This window comes from Pseudomonas syringae CC1557 (genome assembly GCF_000452705.1).
GTDB lineage: Bacteria > Pseudomonadota > Gammaproteobacteria > Pseudomonadales > Pseudomonadaceae > Aquipseudomonas > Aquipseudomonas syringae_F.
Genome location: NZ_CP007014.1, coordinates 235,150 through 251,258, shown reverse-complemented (window position 1 = coordinate 251,258; position 16,109 = coordinate 235,150). Strand labels below are relative to the sequence as shown.

Here is a 16,109-nt window from a genome sequence, read left to right as displayed (position 1 = left end):
ACTCCGTGTCAGTCGCGCGATAAAAGGCGCGGGGCAAGCTCTTTGAGTGCGCGTCGATACACCTCGCGCTTGAATGTCACCACCTGACCCAACGGGTACCAATAACTGACCCAGCGCCAGCCATCGAACTCCGGTTTACCGGTCAAATCCATCCGCACCCGTTGCTCGTTGGAGATCAGGCGCAGGAGAAACCATTTTTGCTTCTGGCCGATACACAGCGGCTGGCTGTGCGTACGGACCAATCTTTGCGGCAGACGATAGCGCAACCAGCCCCGGGTGCAGGCAAGTATTTGCACATCGTGTCGTTCAAGCCCGACTTCTTCGTTCAATTCACGATAAAGAGCGTCTTCCGGCGTCTCCTGAGGGTTTATACCACCCTGAGGAAACTGCCAGGCATCTTGGTTAATACGCCGAGCCCATAGGACCTGACCAGCATCGTTTGTCAGAATAATCCCGACATTAGGACGGAAACCATCGGGGTCGATCACGGCAACAACCTCGCAAACGCATGTCGCCGCATTGTTCCACAAAGGCGATCAAACCAGCAACGAGGCTTATCACCTTATGTGAAGACTTGTGAAAACCTCGTATTCTGGGGCTCTTTTTTCAACTATTTCAGCGGGTAACCCTATGCGCCTGGCTTTATTTGACCTCGACAACACCCTTCTGGGCGGCGACAGCGATCACGCCTGGGGCGATTACCTGTGCCAGCGCGGGATTCTTGATGCCGCCACTCACAAGACCCGCAACGATGAGTTTTATCAGGATTACCTGGCCGGCACGCTGAACATGACCGAATACCTGAATTTCACTCTGGAGATTCTGGGCAATACCCACATGGATCAGCTTGAGGAATGGCACCGTGAGTTCATGCGCGATTGCATCGAACCGATGATCCTGCCCAAGGCGCTTGAGCTGATTGGCAAACATCGCGATGCGGGCGACAAGCTGGTGGTGATCACTGCGACCAATCGCTTCGTTACCGCTCCGATTGTGGCGCGTCTGGGGATCGATACGCTGCTGGCGACCGAATGCGAGATGGCTGACGGCCGCTATACTGGCCGCACCACAGGCGTGCCGTGCTTCCGTGAGGGCAAGGTGACGCGCCTCAAGCAATGGCTGGAAGACAACGCGTTCAGCCTGGAGGACAGCTATTTCTACAGTGATTCGATGAACGACCTGCCACTGCTGGAACAAGTCGCCAACCCGGTTGCAGTAGACCCGGACGACAAATTACGCGCCGAAGCCGAGCAGCGCGGCTGGCCGGTGATCACCTTGCGCCACTGAGCATTGGCAAGGCTCAGGCCGGTTTGAAGCTCATCAGACCGGCCATCACGACAAAACACATGACACTGATCACACTCAGCGCCACGGTGAAGCCTCGCTTGTTCCTGGTGACGCCGAGACGCAGCCGATTGAGCCTGACGACCAGCCAGACCCAACTGCACAGGCCCAGGGTGTAAAGCACGCTGCTGCCCAGCACCCAGGGCTGTCCCAGCGATAACCCTTTTAGATGCACCAGCCACCAGCCGCTGAACGGCAATGTCGCCAGGCACGCTGCCATGAGCACCCAGAAAAACACCAACGGCCGCTTGAGCAGACGGTTCTGGATGGTCGCGTCACCTTCCAGACGAACCTTGATGACCCCGCTGGCCAATACCAGGACGCTGATCAGCAGCAATGTGATGGCGGCGATGTGCAGGGTGCCAAGGACGGTGATGGGTTCCATGACGCGTTGTTCCTCTTGAGTCGGGCTTGGGTGAGTTTAGCAGCGCGGACATCTATCGTGCCCATGCTCCGCGTGAACTGCATTCGCGCGCGTAGCTTCAGATATCCACGGTGTCAGCCCAGAAACAAGCGGTACGCCGGGTTGTCGCTCTCATCCCAATACCGATAACCGATTTCGTCCAGCGCTGCTCCCACCAGATGCCGCTCTTCCTCAGGTACCACCAGCCCGGCAACCACCCGACCATCTGCTGCGCCGTGGTTGCGGTAGTGGAACATCGAGATGGTCCAGCGGCCGCCCAGGCGGTTAAGGAAGTTGAACAGCGCGCCCGGCCGCTCCGGAAACTCAAAGCGCAGCACCACTTCATCATCGACCCGCTCGGCGTGCCCGCCGACCATGTGGCGGATGTGCAGTTTGGCCAGTTCGTTATCGGTCAGGTCCAGCACCGGAAAGCCTTGCGCGGTCAGGCTGGCAATCAGTGCGCTGCGCGGATCGTTTTCAGGATGAGTCTGCACGCCGACGAAGATGTGCGCTTCACGGTCGGTGTGGTAGCGGTAGTTGAACTCAGTGATCTGGCGCTTGCCGATGGCCTCGCAGAACGCCTTGAAGCTGCCCGGCTGCTCAGGAATGGTCACGGCGATGATCGCCTCGCGCCCTTCACCCAGTTCGGCGCGCTCGGCCACGTGACGCAAGCGATCAAAGTTGACGTTGGCCCCGGAATCAATCGCCACCAGCGTCTGGCCACTCACGCCACGCTGCTCGACATACTTCTTGATCCCCGCGACGCCCAGAGCACCCGACGGTTCGGTGATCGAGCGAGTGTCGTCGTAGATGTCTTTGATCGCCGCACAGATCTCATCGGTGCTGACGGTGATCACTTCATCGACGTAATGGCGGCACACTTCAAAGGTGTGATAACCGATCTGCGCAACTGCCACGCCATCCGCGAACAGCCCGACCTGGCTCAGCACCACGCGCTCACCCGCCGCCATCGCCGCTTGCAGGCAATTGGAGTCATCCGGCTCGACGCCGATCACCTTGATCTCCGGGCGCAGGTATTTCACATATGCCGCAATACCCGCAATCAACCCGCCGCCACCGACCGGTACGAAAATCGCGTCCAGTTGCCCCGGCTGCTGACGAAGGATTTCCATCGCCACGGTGCCCTGCCCGGCAATGGTGTCCGGGTCGTCGTACGGGTGGATATAGACGAAGCCGTGCTCATCGACCAGTTTCAGCGAGTAGGCCAGCGCTTCGGGGAACGAATCGCCATGCAGCACCACCGTGGCGCCACGCGAGCGGACGCCTTCGACCTTGATCTCCGGCGTGGTGCGCGGCATGACGATGGTCGCCAGAATGCCCAGCTCACGCGCTGCCAGCGCCAGCCCTTGAGCATGGTTACCCGCCGACGCCGTCACAACACCGCGTGCGGCTTCTTCTGCGCTCAGTTGCGCGAGCTTGTTGTAGGCGCCGCGAATCTTGAACGAGAACACCGGCTGCAAGTCTTCGCGCTTGAGCAACACCTTATTGCCCAGCCGTTCGGAGAGCTGACGAGCGCCTTGCAGCGGCGTTTCGATAGCGACGTCGTAGACGCGGGAGGTGAGGATTTTCTTGACGTACTGTTCAAGCATCGGGGCGGCATCACTGACGAAGCGGGCAAGGTCGGGAAGTCTACCCTGCGTACCCAAGGACGACCACACGAATGACAGGGCTTTGCGGCGCAGTCACCGCTATAATGCGGGGCTTTTTGCTTCCCCCCTTTCCAGACACCCTCATTTACACACTTCAGGCACCGTGGAGCCCGCATGACCCAGGATCAACTCAAACAGGCAGTCGCCCAAGCCGCTGTCGATTTCATCCTTCCGAAGCTCGATGACAAGAGCATTGTCGGCATCGGCACCGGCTCCACGGCCAATTGCTTCATTGATGCGTTGGCCAGACACAAAGGTGCATTCGACGGCGCGGTCGCCAGCTCGGAAGCCACCGCTGCACGCCTCAAGGGCCATGGCATCCCGGTCTATGAGCTGAACACAGTCAGCGATCTGGAGTTCTACGTCGATGGAGCAGACGAAAGCGATGAGCACCTGAACCTCATCAAGGGTGGCGGCGCGGCGCTGACGCGCGAAAAAATCGTCGCGGCGGTGGCCAAGACCTTTATCTGCATCGCCGACGGCAGCAAGCTGGTACCGGTGCTGGGCGCGTTCCCGCTGCCGGTCGAGGTCATTCCGATGGCGCGCAGCCATGTCGCGCGGCAACTGGTCAAGCTGGGCGGCGACCCGGTCTATCGCGAAGGCGTGCTGACCGACAACGGCAATATCATCATCGATGTGCACAACATGAGCATCACCAACCCGGTGGAGCTGGAAGCAAACATCAATGCCATCGTCGGTGTGGTCACCAATGGCCTGTTCGCCGCACGTCCTGCAGACCTGTTGCTGCTGGGCACGGATGAAGGTGTGAAAACCCTGACCCGCTGATAAAACCAGCCATGCCCACCAGGCGTGGGCATGCGCCTCAACGCATCACGGCTTGCGGAACACGTAGAACAGGTTTGGCTCGCTCACTAGATACAATGTCCCTTCGTCGTCCATGGCCATGCCCTCGGCCTGTGGCACGCTCTTGCTCAGGCCCATATCACCTTTTTTCAGCGAGCCACTGCCAATCGGTCGACCGGTAGTGTCGAGTTCCAGAATCCGCTTCGACTCATCGGACAGCGCCAGCAGGTGGCCGCTCGCCTCATCGAATTGCAAGCTGGAGAGATCACGCACCGAGAGCTTGCCATCGCGCTTGCCATCCGTGATGACTTGGAGATTGCCCGGTGCATCGGCATTCAGCCTGGGAAACCCACGCACCTCGATGATCTGCACCGGATCGCGCTCCCTGGCGACAAACAGGCGCTTGCCGCGTGAGTCATAGGCCAGCCCTTCATAGCCCTTGTTGCCACTTGCCGTCAGACCCAGAGTCAGTTGTTCGGCATCGGCGGCGTTCAGACTTTTTGTAGTGTCATCAACATGGATCTGAATCAGCCTTAACTGGCGCTCGTCACTGATGACGTACACGCCGGGGCCGATGTACTCGACGGCCTCTGCATCACCGAATCCCACCAGCGGAATACGGCGCAACACGCGACCGTCCAGGCTCAGCTCGACCAGCTCGGGATTCTGATTGGTCACGGTGAACAGGCTTTTGCGGTCCGGATCGTAACTCAGGCCTGACACATCATCCTCAAGGCCGTCGATAACCTGCCCTTCTGTCACAGCACGATACTGATCAAGGCCTATGGCCTGAAGCGAGTCGGACTGCCAGAACACTTGCCAGTCGAACAGCACGCGTTCCACGTAGCGGAAACGCTCATTGGCGAGCATGAACAGCCCAGCCAATGGAACAAGGGTGATGAGCAGGAGTAAAGAGCGGGTAGAGCGACGCATTGGAGTGACTCGGGCAGGTTGAGCGAGCGGCATTGATACCACGTCATTCTGAAAGCAAGCTTAATGGCGTAGTGCTATTTGATTAACAGTTATAGAGCTGCCGTCCTGGCTCAGTGCTTGCGAAACGAATAGAACAGGTTCGGCTCGCTGACCATGTACAGCGTCCCGGCCTCATCCAGAGCAACCCCTTCTGCACGCGGAATCGTGTCCTTCAAGCCATTCATGCCGCCCAGCAGGGTCATGAAACTCACTTGTTCGCCCTGTTCGTCCACTTCCAGCAGCAGGTGCGAGTCGGCCGACAGCGCCAACGTATGGCCTGTGCGCGGATCGATGCTCAATGACGACAGGTTGCGCATGTCCAGAGAGCGACCCGAGAGCGTTTGCTTGTCGCCCTTCAACACATCGCTGCCGTCACTCTTCCAGGTGTACAACGCTGGAGGACGCTCTTCGCCCAGCAGCAGTTGCTGACGGCGCGGGTCCCAGGCAACGCCCTCGAAACCCTTGTTCTTATTGGCCGACGTGCCCAACTCGTATTTGGGGAAATCCGCAATGTTCAGGGTGGTCGTATCGGCAGTCACTTTGACGATGGTCAACTGATGTTGACGTTCGTCGGTAATAGCAATCATCCCGTCATTCATGACGGCCACACCTTCCGGATTGCTCCAGCCCACCAGTGGAATCTTGCGCAGCACATCGCCCTTCAGCGTCAGTTCCACCAGAAACGCATTCTTGCCCATGACCGCAAACAGCGTTTTGCTGATCGGGTTGTAAGAAAGGTCCGAAGCCTCGTCTTTTTCCATGCCCGGCAACGGCTTGGCATCGATCTCCACGTGATAATCCGGCAACCAGATACTTGCGCTGCGCTCTTCATTGCTCTCGAATCTTTCCTTGAACCAGAGCAGCGCACGATCATCCCAGTGCATGATGTGAGACAGGCCGTAGCCCAGCACGAGAACCAGCAGCAGCCACGAATACCAGCGCATATTGCGTATGAAGGCGAAGCGTTTGTTGGCACGAGGTGGCGTTGAGGCAGGACTGGCCATTCAAGTGTTCCTGAGCAAGTGAGACTTCATGACGACTGGGTGCCCTTAAGGGGCCGGCAGGATTATCCAGAACAGGTGTGAAAAAAACGCGAAGTTGCCAGAACTATTAACCAACCCCCAAACAAAAGCCACCCGGGAGTAATCCCGCGTGGCTTGGGGTATTGCGTGCAGCGGCTATTCGATCAGCGAACGACGCTGCTGAAAGGTGCCTGACCGGTCAGTTCCAGAACGATTTCGTCGCCCGCTTCGAACGGACCTACCCCGGCAGGCGTGCCGGTCATGATCAGGTCACCGGCCTGCAACGAGAAGTTGGCGGCCATGTGCTGGATCATCGGTACGATCGGGTTGAGCATAAGGTTGCTGTTGCCGTCCTGCACCACTTTGCCGTTGATGGTCAGGCGAATGCCGATGTCGGTCAGGTCAGGGAAGGTGCTGGCCGGAACGAACGGCGGGATCACCGCTGCGCCGTCGAAGCACTTCGCCAGTTCCCATGGCAATCCATCCTTACGTAACCGGGACTGGACATCGCGCAGGGTCAGGTCCAGACCGGGTGCAAAACCACTGATCGCATCGAGCACTTCTTCACGAGAAGGATTCTTGCTCAGCGGCTTGCCGATCAGCACCACGATTTCGGCTTCGTAATGCACCGAACCGCGGTCTGCCGGAATAGTGAAACCACCCTCCAGTTCAACCACTGCGCTGCCAGGCTTCATGAACAACAGCGGTTCGGCAGGCACCGGATTGCCCAGTTCCTTGGCATGTTCGGCATAGTTACGGCCAATACACACCACTTTGCCCAGCGGAAAGTGGATGCTCGTGCCATCGACATATTTGTGCTGGTAGCTCATGACGCCTCCTGAGGCTGATAGATGTGGCCTGCTTGTTGTTGCGACGGATCAAACGGCGAAGATTTTTCCGGGATTCATGATCCCGTTGGGGTCGAACACCGCTTTCAACGCCTTCATGTATTCGATTTCGACTGGCGAGCGACTGTAGGTCAAATAGTCACGCTTGGTCATCCCGACCCCGTGCTCGGCGGAAATCGAGCCGTTGTACTTCTCTACGATCTCGAACACCCACTTGTTGACCCGCGCGCATTTGACGAAGAAAGCATCCTTGTCGAGGCTCTCGGGCTTGAGGATGTTCAGGTGCAGGTTGCCGTCGCCGATGTGGCCGTACCAGAGCACTTCGAAGTCCGGGTAATGTTCGGCGACGATCGCATCTATCTCAGCTAGAAATTGTGGCACTTTAGAGACAGTGACCGAAATATCGTTCTTGTAGGGCGTGAAGTGCGAGATGGTTTCGGAGATGTACTCGCGCAGCTTCCAGAGGTTGCGCAACTGCTGCTCGCTCTGACTCATCACGCCGTCGAGCACCCAGCCTTGTTCGACGCAATGCTCGAAGGTCGCCAGTGCCTGATCGGCCAGGTCCTGGGTGGTCGCTTCGAACTCCAGCAGCACATAGAACGGGCACGGCGTATCGAAGGGCGACGGCACATCACCCCGCGCCATGACCCGGGCGAAGGATTTGTCCGAGAAGAACTCAAAGGCGGTCAGATCAAGCTTGCCGTGGAAGGCATGCAGCACCGGCATGATCGAGTTGAAGTCGATAGTGCCGAGCACCATCGCGGTGAGGTTTTTCGGCGCACGGTCCAGACGCATCGTGGCCTCGACCACGAAACCCAGCGTGCCCTCGGCGCCGATGAACAACTGTCGCAGGTCGTAACCGGTAGCGTTCTTGATCAAGTCCTTGTTCAGCTCCAGCAAGTCACCCTTGCCGGTGACGACCTTGAGGCCCGCCACCCAATTGCGGGTCATGCCATAGCGAATGACCTTGATCCCGCCTGCGTTGGTGCCAATGTTGCCGCCGATCTGGCTGGAGCCCGAAGAAGCGAAATCGACCGGGTAATACAGGCCATTGTCTTCGGCGAGCGTCTGCAACTGACGCGTGATGACGCCCGGCTGGCAGACCGCCGTGCGGTCGGTGAGGTTCAGATCCAGCACCTGGTTCATGTAATCGAATGACACAACCACTTCGCCATTGGCGGCCACCGCTGCGGCTGAAAGCCCGGTTCGCCCGCCAGACGGCACCAGCGCTACGCGTCGCTCATTGGCCCAACGCACGATGGCCTGGACCTGTTCGGTGGTCTTGGGAAATGCGATGGCCAGCGGCGCAGGCGTGAACTGCTTGGTCCAGTCCTTGCCGTAGGTCTCCAGAGAACCGCTGTCAGTCAGCACTTTGCCGGGGTCAATCAGGGTCTTGAGCTCATCAATCAAAGCGGGATTGGTCATCGACTCAACTCTCGGACAATTCATGGGCATCCTGAGAACGGTTCACGTTCTGGAATGGGGTTTCGCGGGGCTCATATGCTAGCATACGCCCCCCGTGAATCGTGCCCAGCACCGATCCGGCCACCCCCTGCCATTTTCTCCGGGACACAGGTTTAAGCAGATGAGCAAGACTTCCCTCGACAAGAGCAAGATCAAGTTCCTTCTTCTCGAAGGCGTTCATCAATCCGCTGTCGACGTCCTCAAGGCAGCCGGCTATACCAGCATCGAGTACCACACCAAGTCTCTGCCGGAAGCCGAACTGAAGGAAAAGATCGCCGACGCTCATTTCATCGGCATCCGTTCCCGCACCCAGTTGACCGAAGAGCTGTTCGATAACGCCAAAAAGCTGGTCGCGGTCGGCTGCTTCTGCATCGGCACCAATCAGGTGGATCTGAACGCGGCGCGCGAGCGCGGTATCGCGGTGTTCAACGCACCGTATTCCAACACTCGTTCGGTCGCCGAGCTGGTGCTGGCCGAAGCGATCCTGCTGCTGCGCGGCATCCCGGAGAAGAACGCTTCCTGCCACCGTGGCGGCTGGATCAAGAGCGCCGCCAACTCCTTCGAGATCCGTGGCAAGAAGCTGGGCATCGTCGGCTATGGCTCGATTGGTACTCAATTGTCGGTGCTGGCTGAAGGCCTGGGCATGCAGGTGTACTTCTACGACACGCTGACCAAGCTGCCGCTGGGCAACGCCACTCAGGTTTCCAGCCTGAACGAGCTGCTGGGCATGTCTGACATCGTCACCCTGCACGTTCCGGAAACCACCGAAACCCAGTGGATGATCGGCGAAAAAGAAATCCGCGCGATGAAAAAGGGCAGCATCCTGATCAACGCCGCGCGCGGCACGGTCGTCGAGCTGGACGCTCTGGCTGACGCGATCAAGGACAAGCACCTGATCGGCGCCGCCATCGACGTGTTCCCGGTCGAGCCTCGCTCGAACGACGACATCTTCGAAAGCCCGCTGCGTGGCCTGGACAACGTGATCCTGACCCCGCACATCGGTGGTTCTACCGCCGAGGCGCAGGCCAACATCGGTCTGGAAGTCGCGGAAAAGCTGGTCAAGTACAGCGATAACGGTACGTCGGTGTCCTCGGTCAACTTCCCCGAAGTGGCCTTGCCTGCTCACCCCGGCAAGCACCGTCTGCTGCACATCCACGAGAACATTCCGGGCGTGCTCAGCGAGATCAACAAGGTCTTCGCCGAGAACGGTATCAACATCTCCGGTCAGTTCCTGCAGACCAACGAGAAGGTTGGCTACGTGGTCATCGACGTCGACGCCGAATACTCGGACCTCGCCCAGGCCAAGCTGCAACACATCAAAGGCACCATCCGCAGCCGCGTGTTGTTCTGATCCGTTTGCTCTGATCAGCGTGCTCATGCTCTGCATGGGCACGCCTTCCGCTCAAGACCGGACGCAGAGCGTCCAGAACGGCATGCCGACGCAGAGCGTCGCACGATAGTTGAAATGATCGTTCCTCACTCTCCAGCGTGGCTATGCCGCTCTTGACGCTCTGCGTCACACAAGCGCTGATCCCCCTACTTCACATTGATCGTGATCTTCTTCGATTCGACCGAAGGGTTGAGCGGCATGTGGCCTTTGTCGCCCATCAGCAATTGCAGAGTGTGCTGGCCTGGCGGCAGGTTGAGTTCGGTTTCGGTCTGCCCCTTGCCGAAGTGGCGGATGTTGTCGCTGACCGGCAACGGCGCATCCATGGCTGGCTGGTTTTTGACATCGATCAGCAAGTGATGGTGACCGGTGTCAGGAACATCCACACCCGCAGGCGCGACGCCCATGCCCCGCAGACCAAACTGCACGGTAAACGGCGACGTCACGGTTTCGCCATCCTTGGGCGAGATGATGTACACCTCGGCACCTTCGGGTGATGCCGTGTGCGGCATGTCGGCGGCGCTGACCAGCATGGATGCGCCCAGCAACAGGCCCGCCACTGCCGTTCCAGAAAATAAGGATTTCATGATTGCTCCCGATCCAGATTCAATTGACGTAAGTCCGACCTGCACCAGAACTCCCGGTTCAGGGATTCTCACGATAGCCCGCTGGCTGACTTCGTTCATGAAACAGTTTTCATGAGCCAGACATGAATATCACTGAAACAGCTCGTTGCCTCTACGCCTGAACCAGCCAGTCAAAGAAAGCCGGTCACGGGTCGCGGGCATGACTTCGTGAGGGATGTCGCCGGAAAGAAAGACCACCAGACATCCGCCTGTGGGCTGGACGTCATACGCCAGATCATCCTTCAGGTACATGCGCAACTGACCGCCGTGCTCCGGCAACCAGGCGTTATTAAGGTAGAGCACCGCTGACACCATGCGTTTGTCGTCATCGCGAAAGCGGTCGACGTGCCTTAGATAGAACGCACCTGGCGGGTAGAGCGCGAAATGGCTTTCGTAATCATCGAGCCCCAGAAACAGGCCGCGATTAAGCGCCTCGCGCAAGCTTTCCATCAACTCCAGATAGCTGTCGCAGCACTGTACCTGACCCGCCTCAAGCCACTGGATGCGATCACCCCGAATACCTTCGCGCACCTCCAGTGCCGGCCCTTTGCCTACACCGGCAGGCTCAAGTTCGCCCTCGGCAGCACGTTTGCGGCACTCCTGCTCCAGCTCCAGGGTCAGAGCTTCGGGCAGGAAAATATTCTGCTGTGACCAGCCATTGGCGGCCAGGTCGTCGACGATTCGCAGCAGCAAGGGGTGGTCAGAGGGTATGCGCATGGCGAGCATAGTATCCATTAGCCCTGAAATCCGACAGCAGCGTGTATGGAAGGCGTCATGAGCACGAGATTTCATTCGCCAAGGGCAGTCATAACTCGACAAATCCACGTTAACACCGGGAGAATAGCCGCCTGCCGACAGGAGTCCCCAATGCGTCGTTTGTTTGTTTTGTTGTTGATGCTCTGCACCATGCCTGCCTGGGCAGACGGCTACGATCAGTTATACAAGGCTGCAGGCTGGCCGGAACAACGCGCGCATTTCAACGATGCCCTCAAGGCTGCCCAGCAACGCTACAGCAGCAACCTGCCGCCTGCGGTTTATCAGGCGCTGGTCAGTAACAGCAATCAGCGCTTCGCCCCCCAGGCCATGGATCAGCGCGCCGCAAAGCGTCTTCGCGAAAGCCTCAAGGACCCTGCCCCTGCGCTGCAATTCTTCCAGTCACCGCTCGGCCGTAGAATCGTCAACGCCGAGCTGACCGCCACCCGCTCCGATCAACTGGCCAAACATGCGCAAGGGCTGCCGCACATCGAAGCAGACGCAACCCGTCAGTTGCTGATCGGCCATCTTGCCCAGGCGCTCCCAGCCAAAGAAGCCGGCGCCGAAGTCAGCCTTGCAATTGCTGGCGTTGCGGCCGACAGCCTGAGCCAGATGATCCCCGGCCTGCTGGGCGGCGGTCAGGCGCAGGGCATGCTCGAAGGCCAGCGCGAACGCCTGATGGCGCAGATCAGCGCCGACCTGAACAACACACTGTTGTACGTCTACCGTGACCTGTCCGACCCGGAGCTTGAAGAGTTCTCGACCTTCGCCGAGTCGCCGGAAGGTAAAGCCTATTATCAAGCCGCACTGGCCGCGATTCGGGCGGGGCTGGCGGTCGGGCAAAGTGCATCGAGTCTGAATCCTGGGCAGTAAAATCTTTCAGGCCATCAAGCGCCTGATGTCAAAGGAATGGACGCAACCGTATGAAAGACTCTATCGCCCTGCTCGCCACCGCTGTTGTCATGGCGTTTTTAGCCTGGCTGTTCTGGAGTTCTCTGGGGCAGGATGCGTTTGCTGTTCTCGGCGCGCTGATGGTCATCGTACTGTTCGTCGACAACGTTCGCCTGCGCCGCCAGGTGAAGGCGTTGCAGGCTGGCAAGGCCGACAGGGTTTAAAGCATTCGCGTGGAAAGGTAGTCGAAATACCGCTCGCGCATCTCCGGCGCCTCATTGGCCAAGTGATGGCGGGCGTGGCTCAGCATAAGGATTTGCGGCTGGCTGAACTTGTCTTTCAAGACTGCCAGGTTATGCAGCCAGTCGACCGTCATGTCTGCCTCGCCCTGAATGATGATAGGGCTGCGCTGGCTGCGTGGCGCACTTTCAATACGCTTTACCCACTTTTCCAGCGCACCGACCCAGGCGGTCGGCAGGCGATTCGGTTGCAACGGGTCGGCCAATAGAAAAGGCAGGAACGCCGGAGCATTCGAGTTTTCCGTGAAACGCCGGGCGATACCGGTCACGAACGGTTTGAGCAGGTGATAACTGAAACGCGACCAGCCCCAGGCTCTTGGCCTTACCAATGGCGCCAGCAGAATCACTTCGCCTTGCGCAGGCGTGTCCGTACCTTGATGAAGCAGGTGATCCATCACAACAGCACCGCCCATGCTCTGTCCGCACAGGTGCCAGGGGTGCGGCAACCCAAGGCCTTCGGCTTCGAGCAGCAGACGTTGCAACACAAGCTGGTACTCGGCGAAGTCGTTGATGCTGGCGCGACGGCCACTGGACAGCCCATGCCCCGGCAAGTCGCAGGCAATCACTGCAATTCGTTGATCCAGCGCCCACTCGATGACATGCCGGTACAGCCCCATGTGATCGTAGAAGCCGTGAAACAGAAACAGCGTGGCAACCGGGCTGTCGGGCAACCATACCTGCCCGACAATTTCGTATCCCGCCACGTCGAGACGCCCCAGCCAACTGCGTATGACGTTTTCGCCACCCAGCCCGGCAAGACCGTAGAAGCGCTGATAGGCCAGCCCGTCCATGGACAGCGGATCGATGATATTCAGCGGCAGCAGACTGGCGCGCAGTTTATCGGGGGCAAACGTGGCGGACATGTGACTTCCAGATTCCGGCAAACGGTGGGTAAAATTGTGTAACGATATTCTTCTGTATGGACAGGCATGGCAAGCTGCGGCGCTGTAATCGTAAGCGTCAGTCAGGAATCAGTCTGTCGCCACGCGCCAGCAGGACAACTGACACGGTTATTCATGTTTGCTTTGTACGCGATCACGGTAGGCTTTTGAGCAGCGTTCGCCCGAACTGCGTTTCAGTCTGTTGCCGTATTGCACAACCATAGCCTGCACCCATGCCTCGCGCCATTCACTATGCCATTACAGAGAAACCGCATGAAACGCAGCCTCGTCATTCTTGCCGTCATCATTGCCATTCTCGCTGGCGGCGCTGGCTGGTACATAAACAGTAAGCAGCCGGTCCGTGATGGCGAGATCGCAATGAGCCGTCTTCAGGCGCCTGTCACCCTGCGTTATGACGAGCGCGGCGTTCCGCACATACGGGCTGAAAACGAAGCGGATCTGTACCGTGCACTGGGTTACGCCCACGCGCAGGATCGGCTGTTCCAGATGGAAATGCTGCGTCGCCTGGCACGTGGCGAGCTGGCCGAAATCCTGGGGCCGAACCTGGTCGAGACCGACAAACTGTTTCGCAGCTTGCGCATTCGTGAGCACGCCGACGCCTATGTCGCCCATCAGGACAAGAACACACCGACCTGGAAGGCGCTGGAAGCCTATATCGACGGTATCAACCAATATCAGGACACTCACGCAAAGCCGATGGAGTTCGACGTGCTGGGCATCCCCAAGCGACGCTTCACCACGGAAGACACAGTCAGCGTCGGTGGCTATCTGGCGTACAGCTTTGCTGCAGCGTTCAGGACCGAGCCGCTGCTTACCTACGTGCGTGATCAACTGGGGCCGCAGTACCTGAACGTGTTCGATCTGGACTGGCACCCGGACGGCATGCTCGCCTCGAAACCGGCACTGGTCAGCGCCGACTGGAAAGGCCTGAATCAGCTGGCGCAGTTAAGCCACAAGGCGCTCGAAGACGCAGGCCTGCCGCAGTTCGAAGGCAGCAATGCCTGGGTGATTTCCGGCAGCCGCACGCAAAGCGGCAAGCCGATCCTCGCGGGTGATCCACACATTCGCTTCTCGGTGCCTTCGGTGTGGTACGAAGCGCAGTTGTCGGCACCGGGTTTCGAGCTGTACGGGCACTTTCCGGCGCTCAACCCGTTCGCGCTTCTGGGTCATAACATGGACTTCGGCTGGAGCCTGACCATGTTCCAGAACGACGACGTGGACCTGATCGCCGAAAAGACCAACCCCGAGAACCCGAATCAGGTCTGGTACCACGGCCAATGGGTGGACATGAGCCGTACCGAGCAACAGATCGCGGTCAAAGGCCAGCAGCCCGTCAACCTGACGCTGCTGGAGTCGCCGCACGGTCCGATCGTCAACAATGTGATGGGCAAGAACGCCGGTCAGGCACCTATCGCGATGTGGTGGTCATTCCTGGTGTCCGCCAACCCGGTGCTTGACGGCTTCTACGAGGCCAACCGCGCCGACACACTGGACAAGATGCGCAGCGCTGCCGAGAAGATTCAGTCGCCGGGCCTCAATATTGTCTGGGCCAATGCCAAGGGCGATATCGGCTGGTGGGCAGCGGCGCAACTGCCGGTCCGCCCGCAAGGCGTCAACCCTGCGTTCATTCTGGATGGCAGCACAGCGCAAGCCGATAAGCTTGGCTTCTATCCGTTCAGCGCCAACCCGCACGAAGAAAACCCGGCGCGGGGTTATATCGTGTCCGCCAACTTCCAGCCGCTATCGCCGACCGGTATGCCGATTCCGGGTTATTACAACCCTGCCGAGCGAGGCCAGCAGTTGAACCGGCAGTTGAACGACTCGACGGTGAAGTGGGACCTCAACGCCAACAAGGCCTTGCAGCTGGGTACCCAAACCGATTACGCGCCGAGCATTCTCAAACCGTTGATACCCGTATTGCGCAGTGTCGTCAGCGACCCGGACGAACTCGCCCTTGTAGAGCGGCTGGCTAACTGGAAAGGCGACTACCCGGTCGATTCTGTCGGCGCCACGCTGTTTAACCAGTTCCTGTTCGACTTGACTGAAGAGACCTTTCACGACGAGCTGGGCGATGCTTTCTTCGAAATCTTGCTGTCATCGCGCGTTCTGGACTCCGCACTGCCACGCCTGGCCGCTGATGCCGATTCGCCGTGGTGGAACAATCGTAATTCACCTCACGAAGAAAGCCGCGCCAACACCGTCAAGGTCGCCTGGCGGGCCAGTGTTTCGCACTTGAGATCGTTATATGGCACCAACCCGGACGAATGGGTCTGGGGCAAGGCGCACACCCTGACTCAAGGCCATCCGCTGGGCTCGCAAAAGCCGCTGGACATGATCTTCAACGTCGGCCCGTATGCAGCGCCGGGCACCCATGAAGTGCCGAACAACCTGTCATCCAGCATCCGCCCTGCCCCATGGCCCGTCGGCTACGGCCCCTCGACCCGCCGCCTGATCGACTTCGCCGACCCGGCACACAGCCTGGGGATCAACCCGGTCGGCCAGAGCGGCATACCGTTCGACAAGCATTACTCGGATCAGACCAAGGCGTTTGTGAGTGGCGAATACATGCCGCAGCGCTTTAGCGAGAAGGACGTGGCGGAGCATACGGAAGGGGTATTGCGGTTGGTGCCGGGGGCGTAGCGATCTGAGCCGAACCGCGCACTGGCTATCGTGCCAATGCTCTGAAGTTGGTATGCCTTTCGTGACGCTCCGCGTCACCCGCCT

The 16,109-nt window shown here is 59.0% G+C and carries 16 protein-coding genes; 6 read left to right on the top strand and 10 right to left on the bottom strand.

Annotated elements, in window-relative coordinates; translation table 11 throughout:
• Window positions 1–8: 8 nt before the first annotated feature.
• Entirely contained in the window at window positions 9–488 is a 480-nt protein-coding gene (locus N018_RS01215) for an RNA pyrophosphohydrolase (RefSeq protein WP_002555745.1), read from the bottom strand.
• 142 nt (window positions 489–630) lie between these two features.
• On the opposite strand from N018_RS01215, the gene N018_RS01210 reads away from it, so the two are divergent.
• Window positions 631–1,287: an HAD family hydrolase gene (locus N018_RS01210; protein ID WP_025388645.1), complete on the top strand. Its 657-nt coding sequence runs from the start codon at window positions 631–633 to the stop codon at window positions 1,285–1,287.
• A 13-nt stretch (window positions 1,288–1,300) separates the two neighbouring features.
• Here N018_RS01210 and N018_RS01205 read toward each other — a convergent pair whose 3' ends face one another.
• Together N018_RS01205 and ilvA are read right to left on the bottom strand one after the other, a co-directional pair.
• Window positions 1,301–1,729, bottom strand: coding sequence for a DUF2269 family protein (locus N018_RS01205; RefSeq protein WP_025388644.1), 429 nt, complete (start codon window positions 1,727–1,729; stop codon window positions 1,301–1,303).
• A 113-nt stretch (window positions 1,730–1,842) separates the two neighbouring features.
• Window positions 1,843–3,357, bottom strand: coding sequence for a threonine ammonia-lyase, biosynthetic (gene ilvA / locus N018_RS01200; RefSeq protein WP_025388643.1), 1,515 nt, complete (start codon window positions 3,355–3,357; stop codon window positions 1,843–1,845).
• A gap of 174 nt (window positions 3,358–3,531) precedes the next feature.
• On the opposite strand from ilvA, the gene rpiA reads away from it, so the two are divergent.
• Complete coding sequence (gene rpiA / locus N018_RS01195) at window positions 3,532–4,203, top strand: ribose-5-phosphate isomerase RpiA (protein ID WP_024643618.1); 672 nt, start codon at window positions 3,532–3,534, stop codon at window positions 4,201–4,203.
• A gap of 45 nt (window positions 4,204–4,248) precedes the next feature.
• On the opposite strand, the gene N018_RS01190 is transcribed toward rpiA, so the two are convergent.
• The 4 genes from N018_RS01190 to N018_RS01175 form a co-directional block, all read right to left on the bottom strand.
• Window positions 4,249–5,154 carry an SdiA-regulated domain-containing protein gene (locus N018_RS01190; protein WP_025388642.1) on the bottom strand — a complete coding sequence of 302 codons (906 nt, stop codon included), beginning with the start codon at window positions 5,152–5,154 and terminating at the stop codon, window positions 4,249–4,251.
• Between the two features lie 110 nt (window positions 5,155–5,264).
• Window positions 5,265–6,197 (bottom strand): SdiA-regulated domain-containing protein, encoded by a 933-nt coding sequence (locus tag N018_RS01185; protein WP_025388641.1) that lies wholly within the window; start codon window positions 6,195–6,197, stop codon window positions 5,265–5,267.
• 182 nt (window positions 6,198–6,379) lie between these two features.
• Window positions 6,380–7,045 (bottom strand): fumarylacetoacetate hydrolase family protein, encoded by a 666-nt coding sequence (locus N018_RS01180; protein ID WP_024643621.1) that lies wholly within the window; start codon window positions 7,043–7,045, stop codon window positions 6,380–6,382.
• A gap of 48 nt (window positions 7,046–7,093) precedes the next feature.
• Window positions 7,094–8,488, bottom strand: a complete 1,395-nt coding sequence (locus N018_RS01175) for an FAD-binding oxidoreductase (protein WP_025388640.1) — start codon at window positions 8,486–8,488, stop codon at window positions 7,094–7,096.
• A 160-nt stretch (window positions 8,489–8,648) separates the two neighbouring features.
• On the opposite strand from N018_RS01175, the gene serA reads away from it, so the two are divergent.
• A complete protein-coding gene (gene serA / locus N018_RS01170) occupies window positions 8,649–9,878 on the top strand; it encodes a phosphoglycerate dehydrogenase (RefSeq protein WP_024643623.1) in 1,230 nt (409 codons plus the stop codon).
• Window positions 9,879–10,063: 185 nt separating this feature from the next.
• Here the strand turns inward: serA and N018_RS01165 are convergent, their stop codons facing one another.
• A complete protein-coding gene (locus tag N018_RS01165) occupies window positions 10,064–10,501 on the bottom strand; it encodes a DUF4399 domain-containing protein (RefSeq protein WP_024647203.1) in 438 nt (145 codons plus the stop codon).
• A 129-nt stretch (window positions 10,502–10,630) separates the two neighbouring features.
• Window positions 10,631–11,266 (bottom strand): 2OG-Fe(II) oxygenase, encoded by a 636-nt coding sequence (locus N018_RS01160; RefSeq protein WP_024647204.1) that lies wholly within the window; start codon window positions 11,264–11,266, stop codon window positions 10,631–10,633.
• 141 nt (window positions 11,267–11,407) lie between these two features.
• Between N018_RS01160 and N018_RS01155 the strand changes: the two genes are divergently transcribed.
• Both N018_RS01155 and N018_RS01150 read left to right on the top strand, forming a co-directional pair.
• On the top strand, window positions 11,408–12,166 hold the full coding sequence (locus N018_RS01155) for a DUF2059 domain-containing protein (protein WP_025388639.1): 759 nt from the start codon (window positions 11,408–11,410) through the stop codon (window positions 12,164–12,166).
• A gap of 50 nt (window positions 12,167–12,216) precedes the next feature.
• Window positions 12,217–12,408 carry a hypothetical protein gene (locus tag N018_RS01150; protein ID WP_025388638.1) on the top strand — a complete coding sequence of 64 codons (192 nt, stop codon included), beginning with the start codon at window positions 12,217–12,219 and terminating at the stop codon, window positions 12,406–12,408.
• Here the strand turns inward: N018_RS01150 and N018_RS01145 are convergent.
• Complete coding sequence (locus N018_RS01145; protein WP_024647207.1) at window positions 12,405–13,346, bottom strand: alpha/beta hydrolase; 942 nt, start codon at window positions 13,344–13,346, stop codon at window positions 12,405–12,407. The genes N018_RS01150 and N018_RS01145 overlap by 4 nt on opposite strands.
• A gap of 291 nt (window positions 13,347–13,637) precedes the next feature.
• On the opposite strand from N018_RS01145, the gene N018_RS01140 reads away from it, so the two are divergent.
• Window positions 13,638–16,025, top strand: a complete 2,388-nt coding sequence (locus N018_RS01140) for a penicillin acylase family protein (RefSeq protein ID WP_025388637.1) — start codon at window positions 13,638–13,640, stop codon at window positions 16,023–16,025.
• The last annotated feature ends 84 nt before the right edge of the window (window positions 16,026–16,109 follow it).

Coding starts and splice junctions, on each gene's coding strand:
- N018_RS01210 (WP_025388645.1), top strand. CDS start 631: ATGCGCCTGGCTTTATTTGACCTCGACAACACCCTTCTGGGCGGCGAC.
- N018_RS01205 (WP_025388644.1), bottom strand. CDS start 1,729: ATGGAACCCATCACCGTCCTTGGCACCCTGCACATCGCCGCCATCACA.
- ilvA (WP_025388643.1), bottom strand. CDS start 3,357: ATGCTTGAACAGTACGTCAAGAAAATCCTCACCTCCCGCGTCTACGAC.
- rpiA (WP_024643618.1), top strand. CDS start 3,532: ATGACCCAGGATCAACTCAAACAGGCAGTCGCCCAAGCCGCTGTCGAT.
- N018_RS01190 (WP_025388642.1), bottom strand. CDS start 5,154: ATGCGTCGCTCTACCCGCTCTTTACTCCTGCTCATCACCCTTGTTCCA.
- N018_RS01185 (WP_025388641.1), bottom strand. CDS start 6,197: ATGGCCAGTCCTGCCTCAACGCCACCTCGTGCCAACAAACGCTTCGCC.
- N018_RS01180 (WP_024643621.1), bottom strand. CDS start 7,045: ATGAGCTACCAGCACAAATATGTCGATGGCACGAGCATCCACTTTCCG.
- N018_RS01175 (WP_025388640.1), bottom strand. CDS start 8,488: ATGACCAATCCCGCTTTGATTGATGAGCTCAAGACCCTGATTGACCCC.
- serA (WP_024643623.1), top strand. CDS start 8,649: ATGAGCAAGACTTCCCTCGACAAGAGCAAGATCAAGTTCCTTCTTCTC.
- N018_RS01165 (WP_024647203.1), bottom strand. CDS start 10,501: ATGAAATCCTTATTTTCTGGAACGGCAGTGGCGGGCCTGTTGCTGGGC.
- N018_RS01160 (WP_024647204.1), bottom strand. CDS start 11,266: ATGCTCGCCATGCGCATACCCTCTGACCACCCCTTGCTGCTGCGAATC.
- N018_RS01155 (WP_025388639.1), top strand. CDS start 11,408: ATGCGTCGTTTGTTTGTTTTGTTGTTGATGCTCTGCACCATGCCTGCC.
- N018_RS01150 (WP_025388638.1), top strand. CDS start 12,217: ATGAAAGACTCTATCGCCCTGCTCGCCACCGCTGTTGTCATGGCGTTT.
- N018_RS01145 (WP_024647207.1), bottom strand. CDS start 13,346: ATGTCCGCCACGTTTGCCCCCGATAAACTGCGCGCCAGTCTGCTGCCG.
- N018_RS01140 (WP_025388637.1), top strand. CDS start 13,638: ATGAAACGCAGCCTCGTCATTCTTGCCGTCATCATTGCCATTCTCGCT.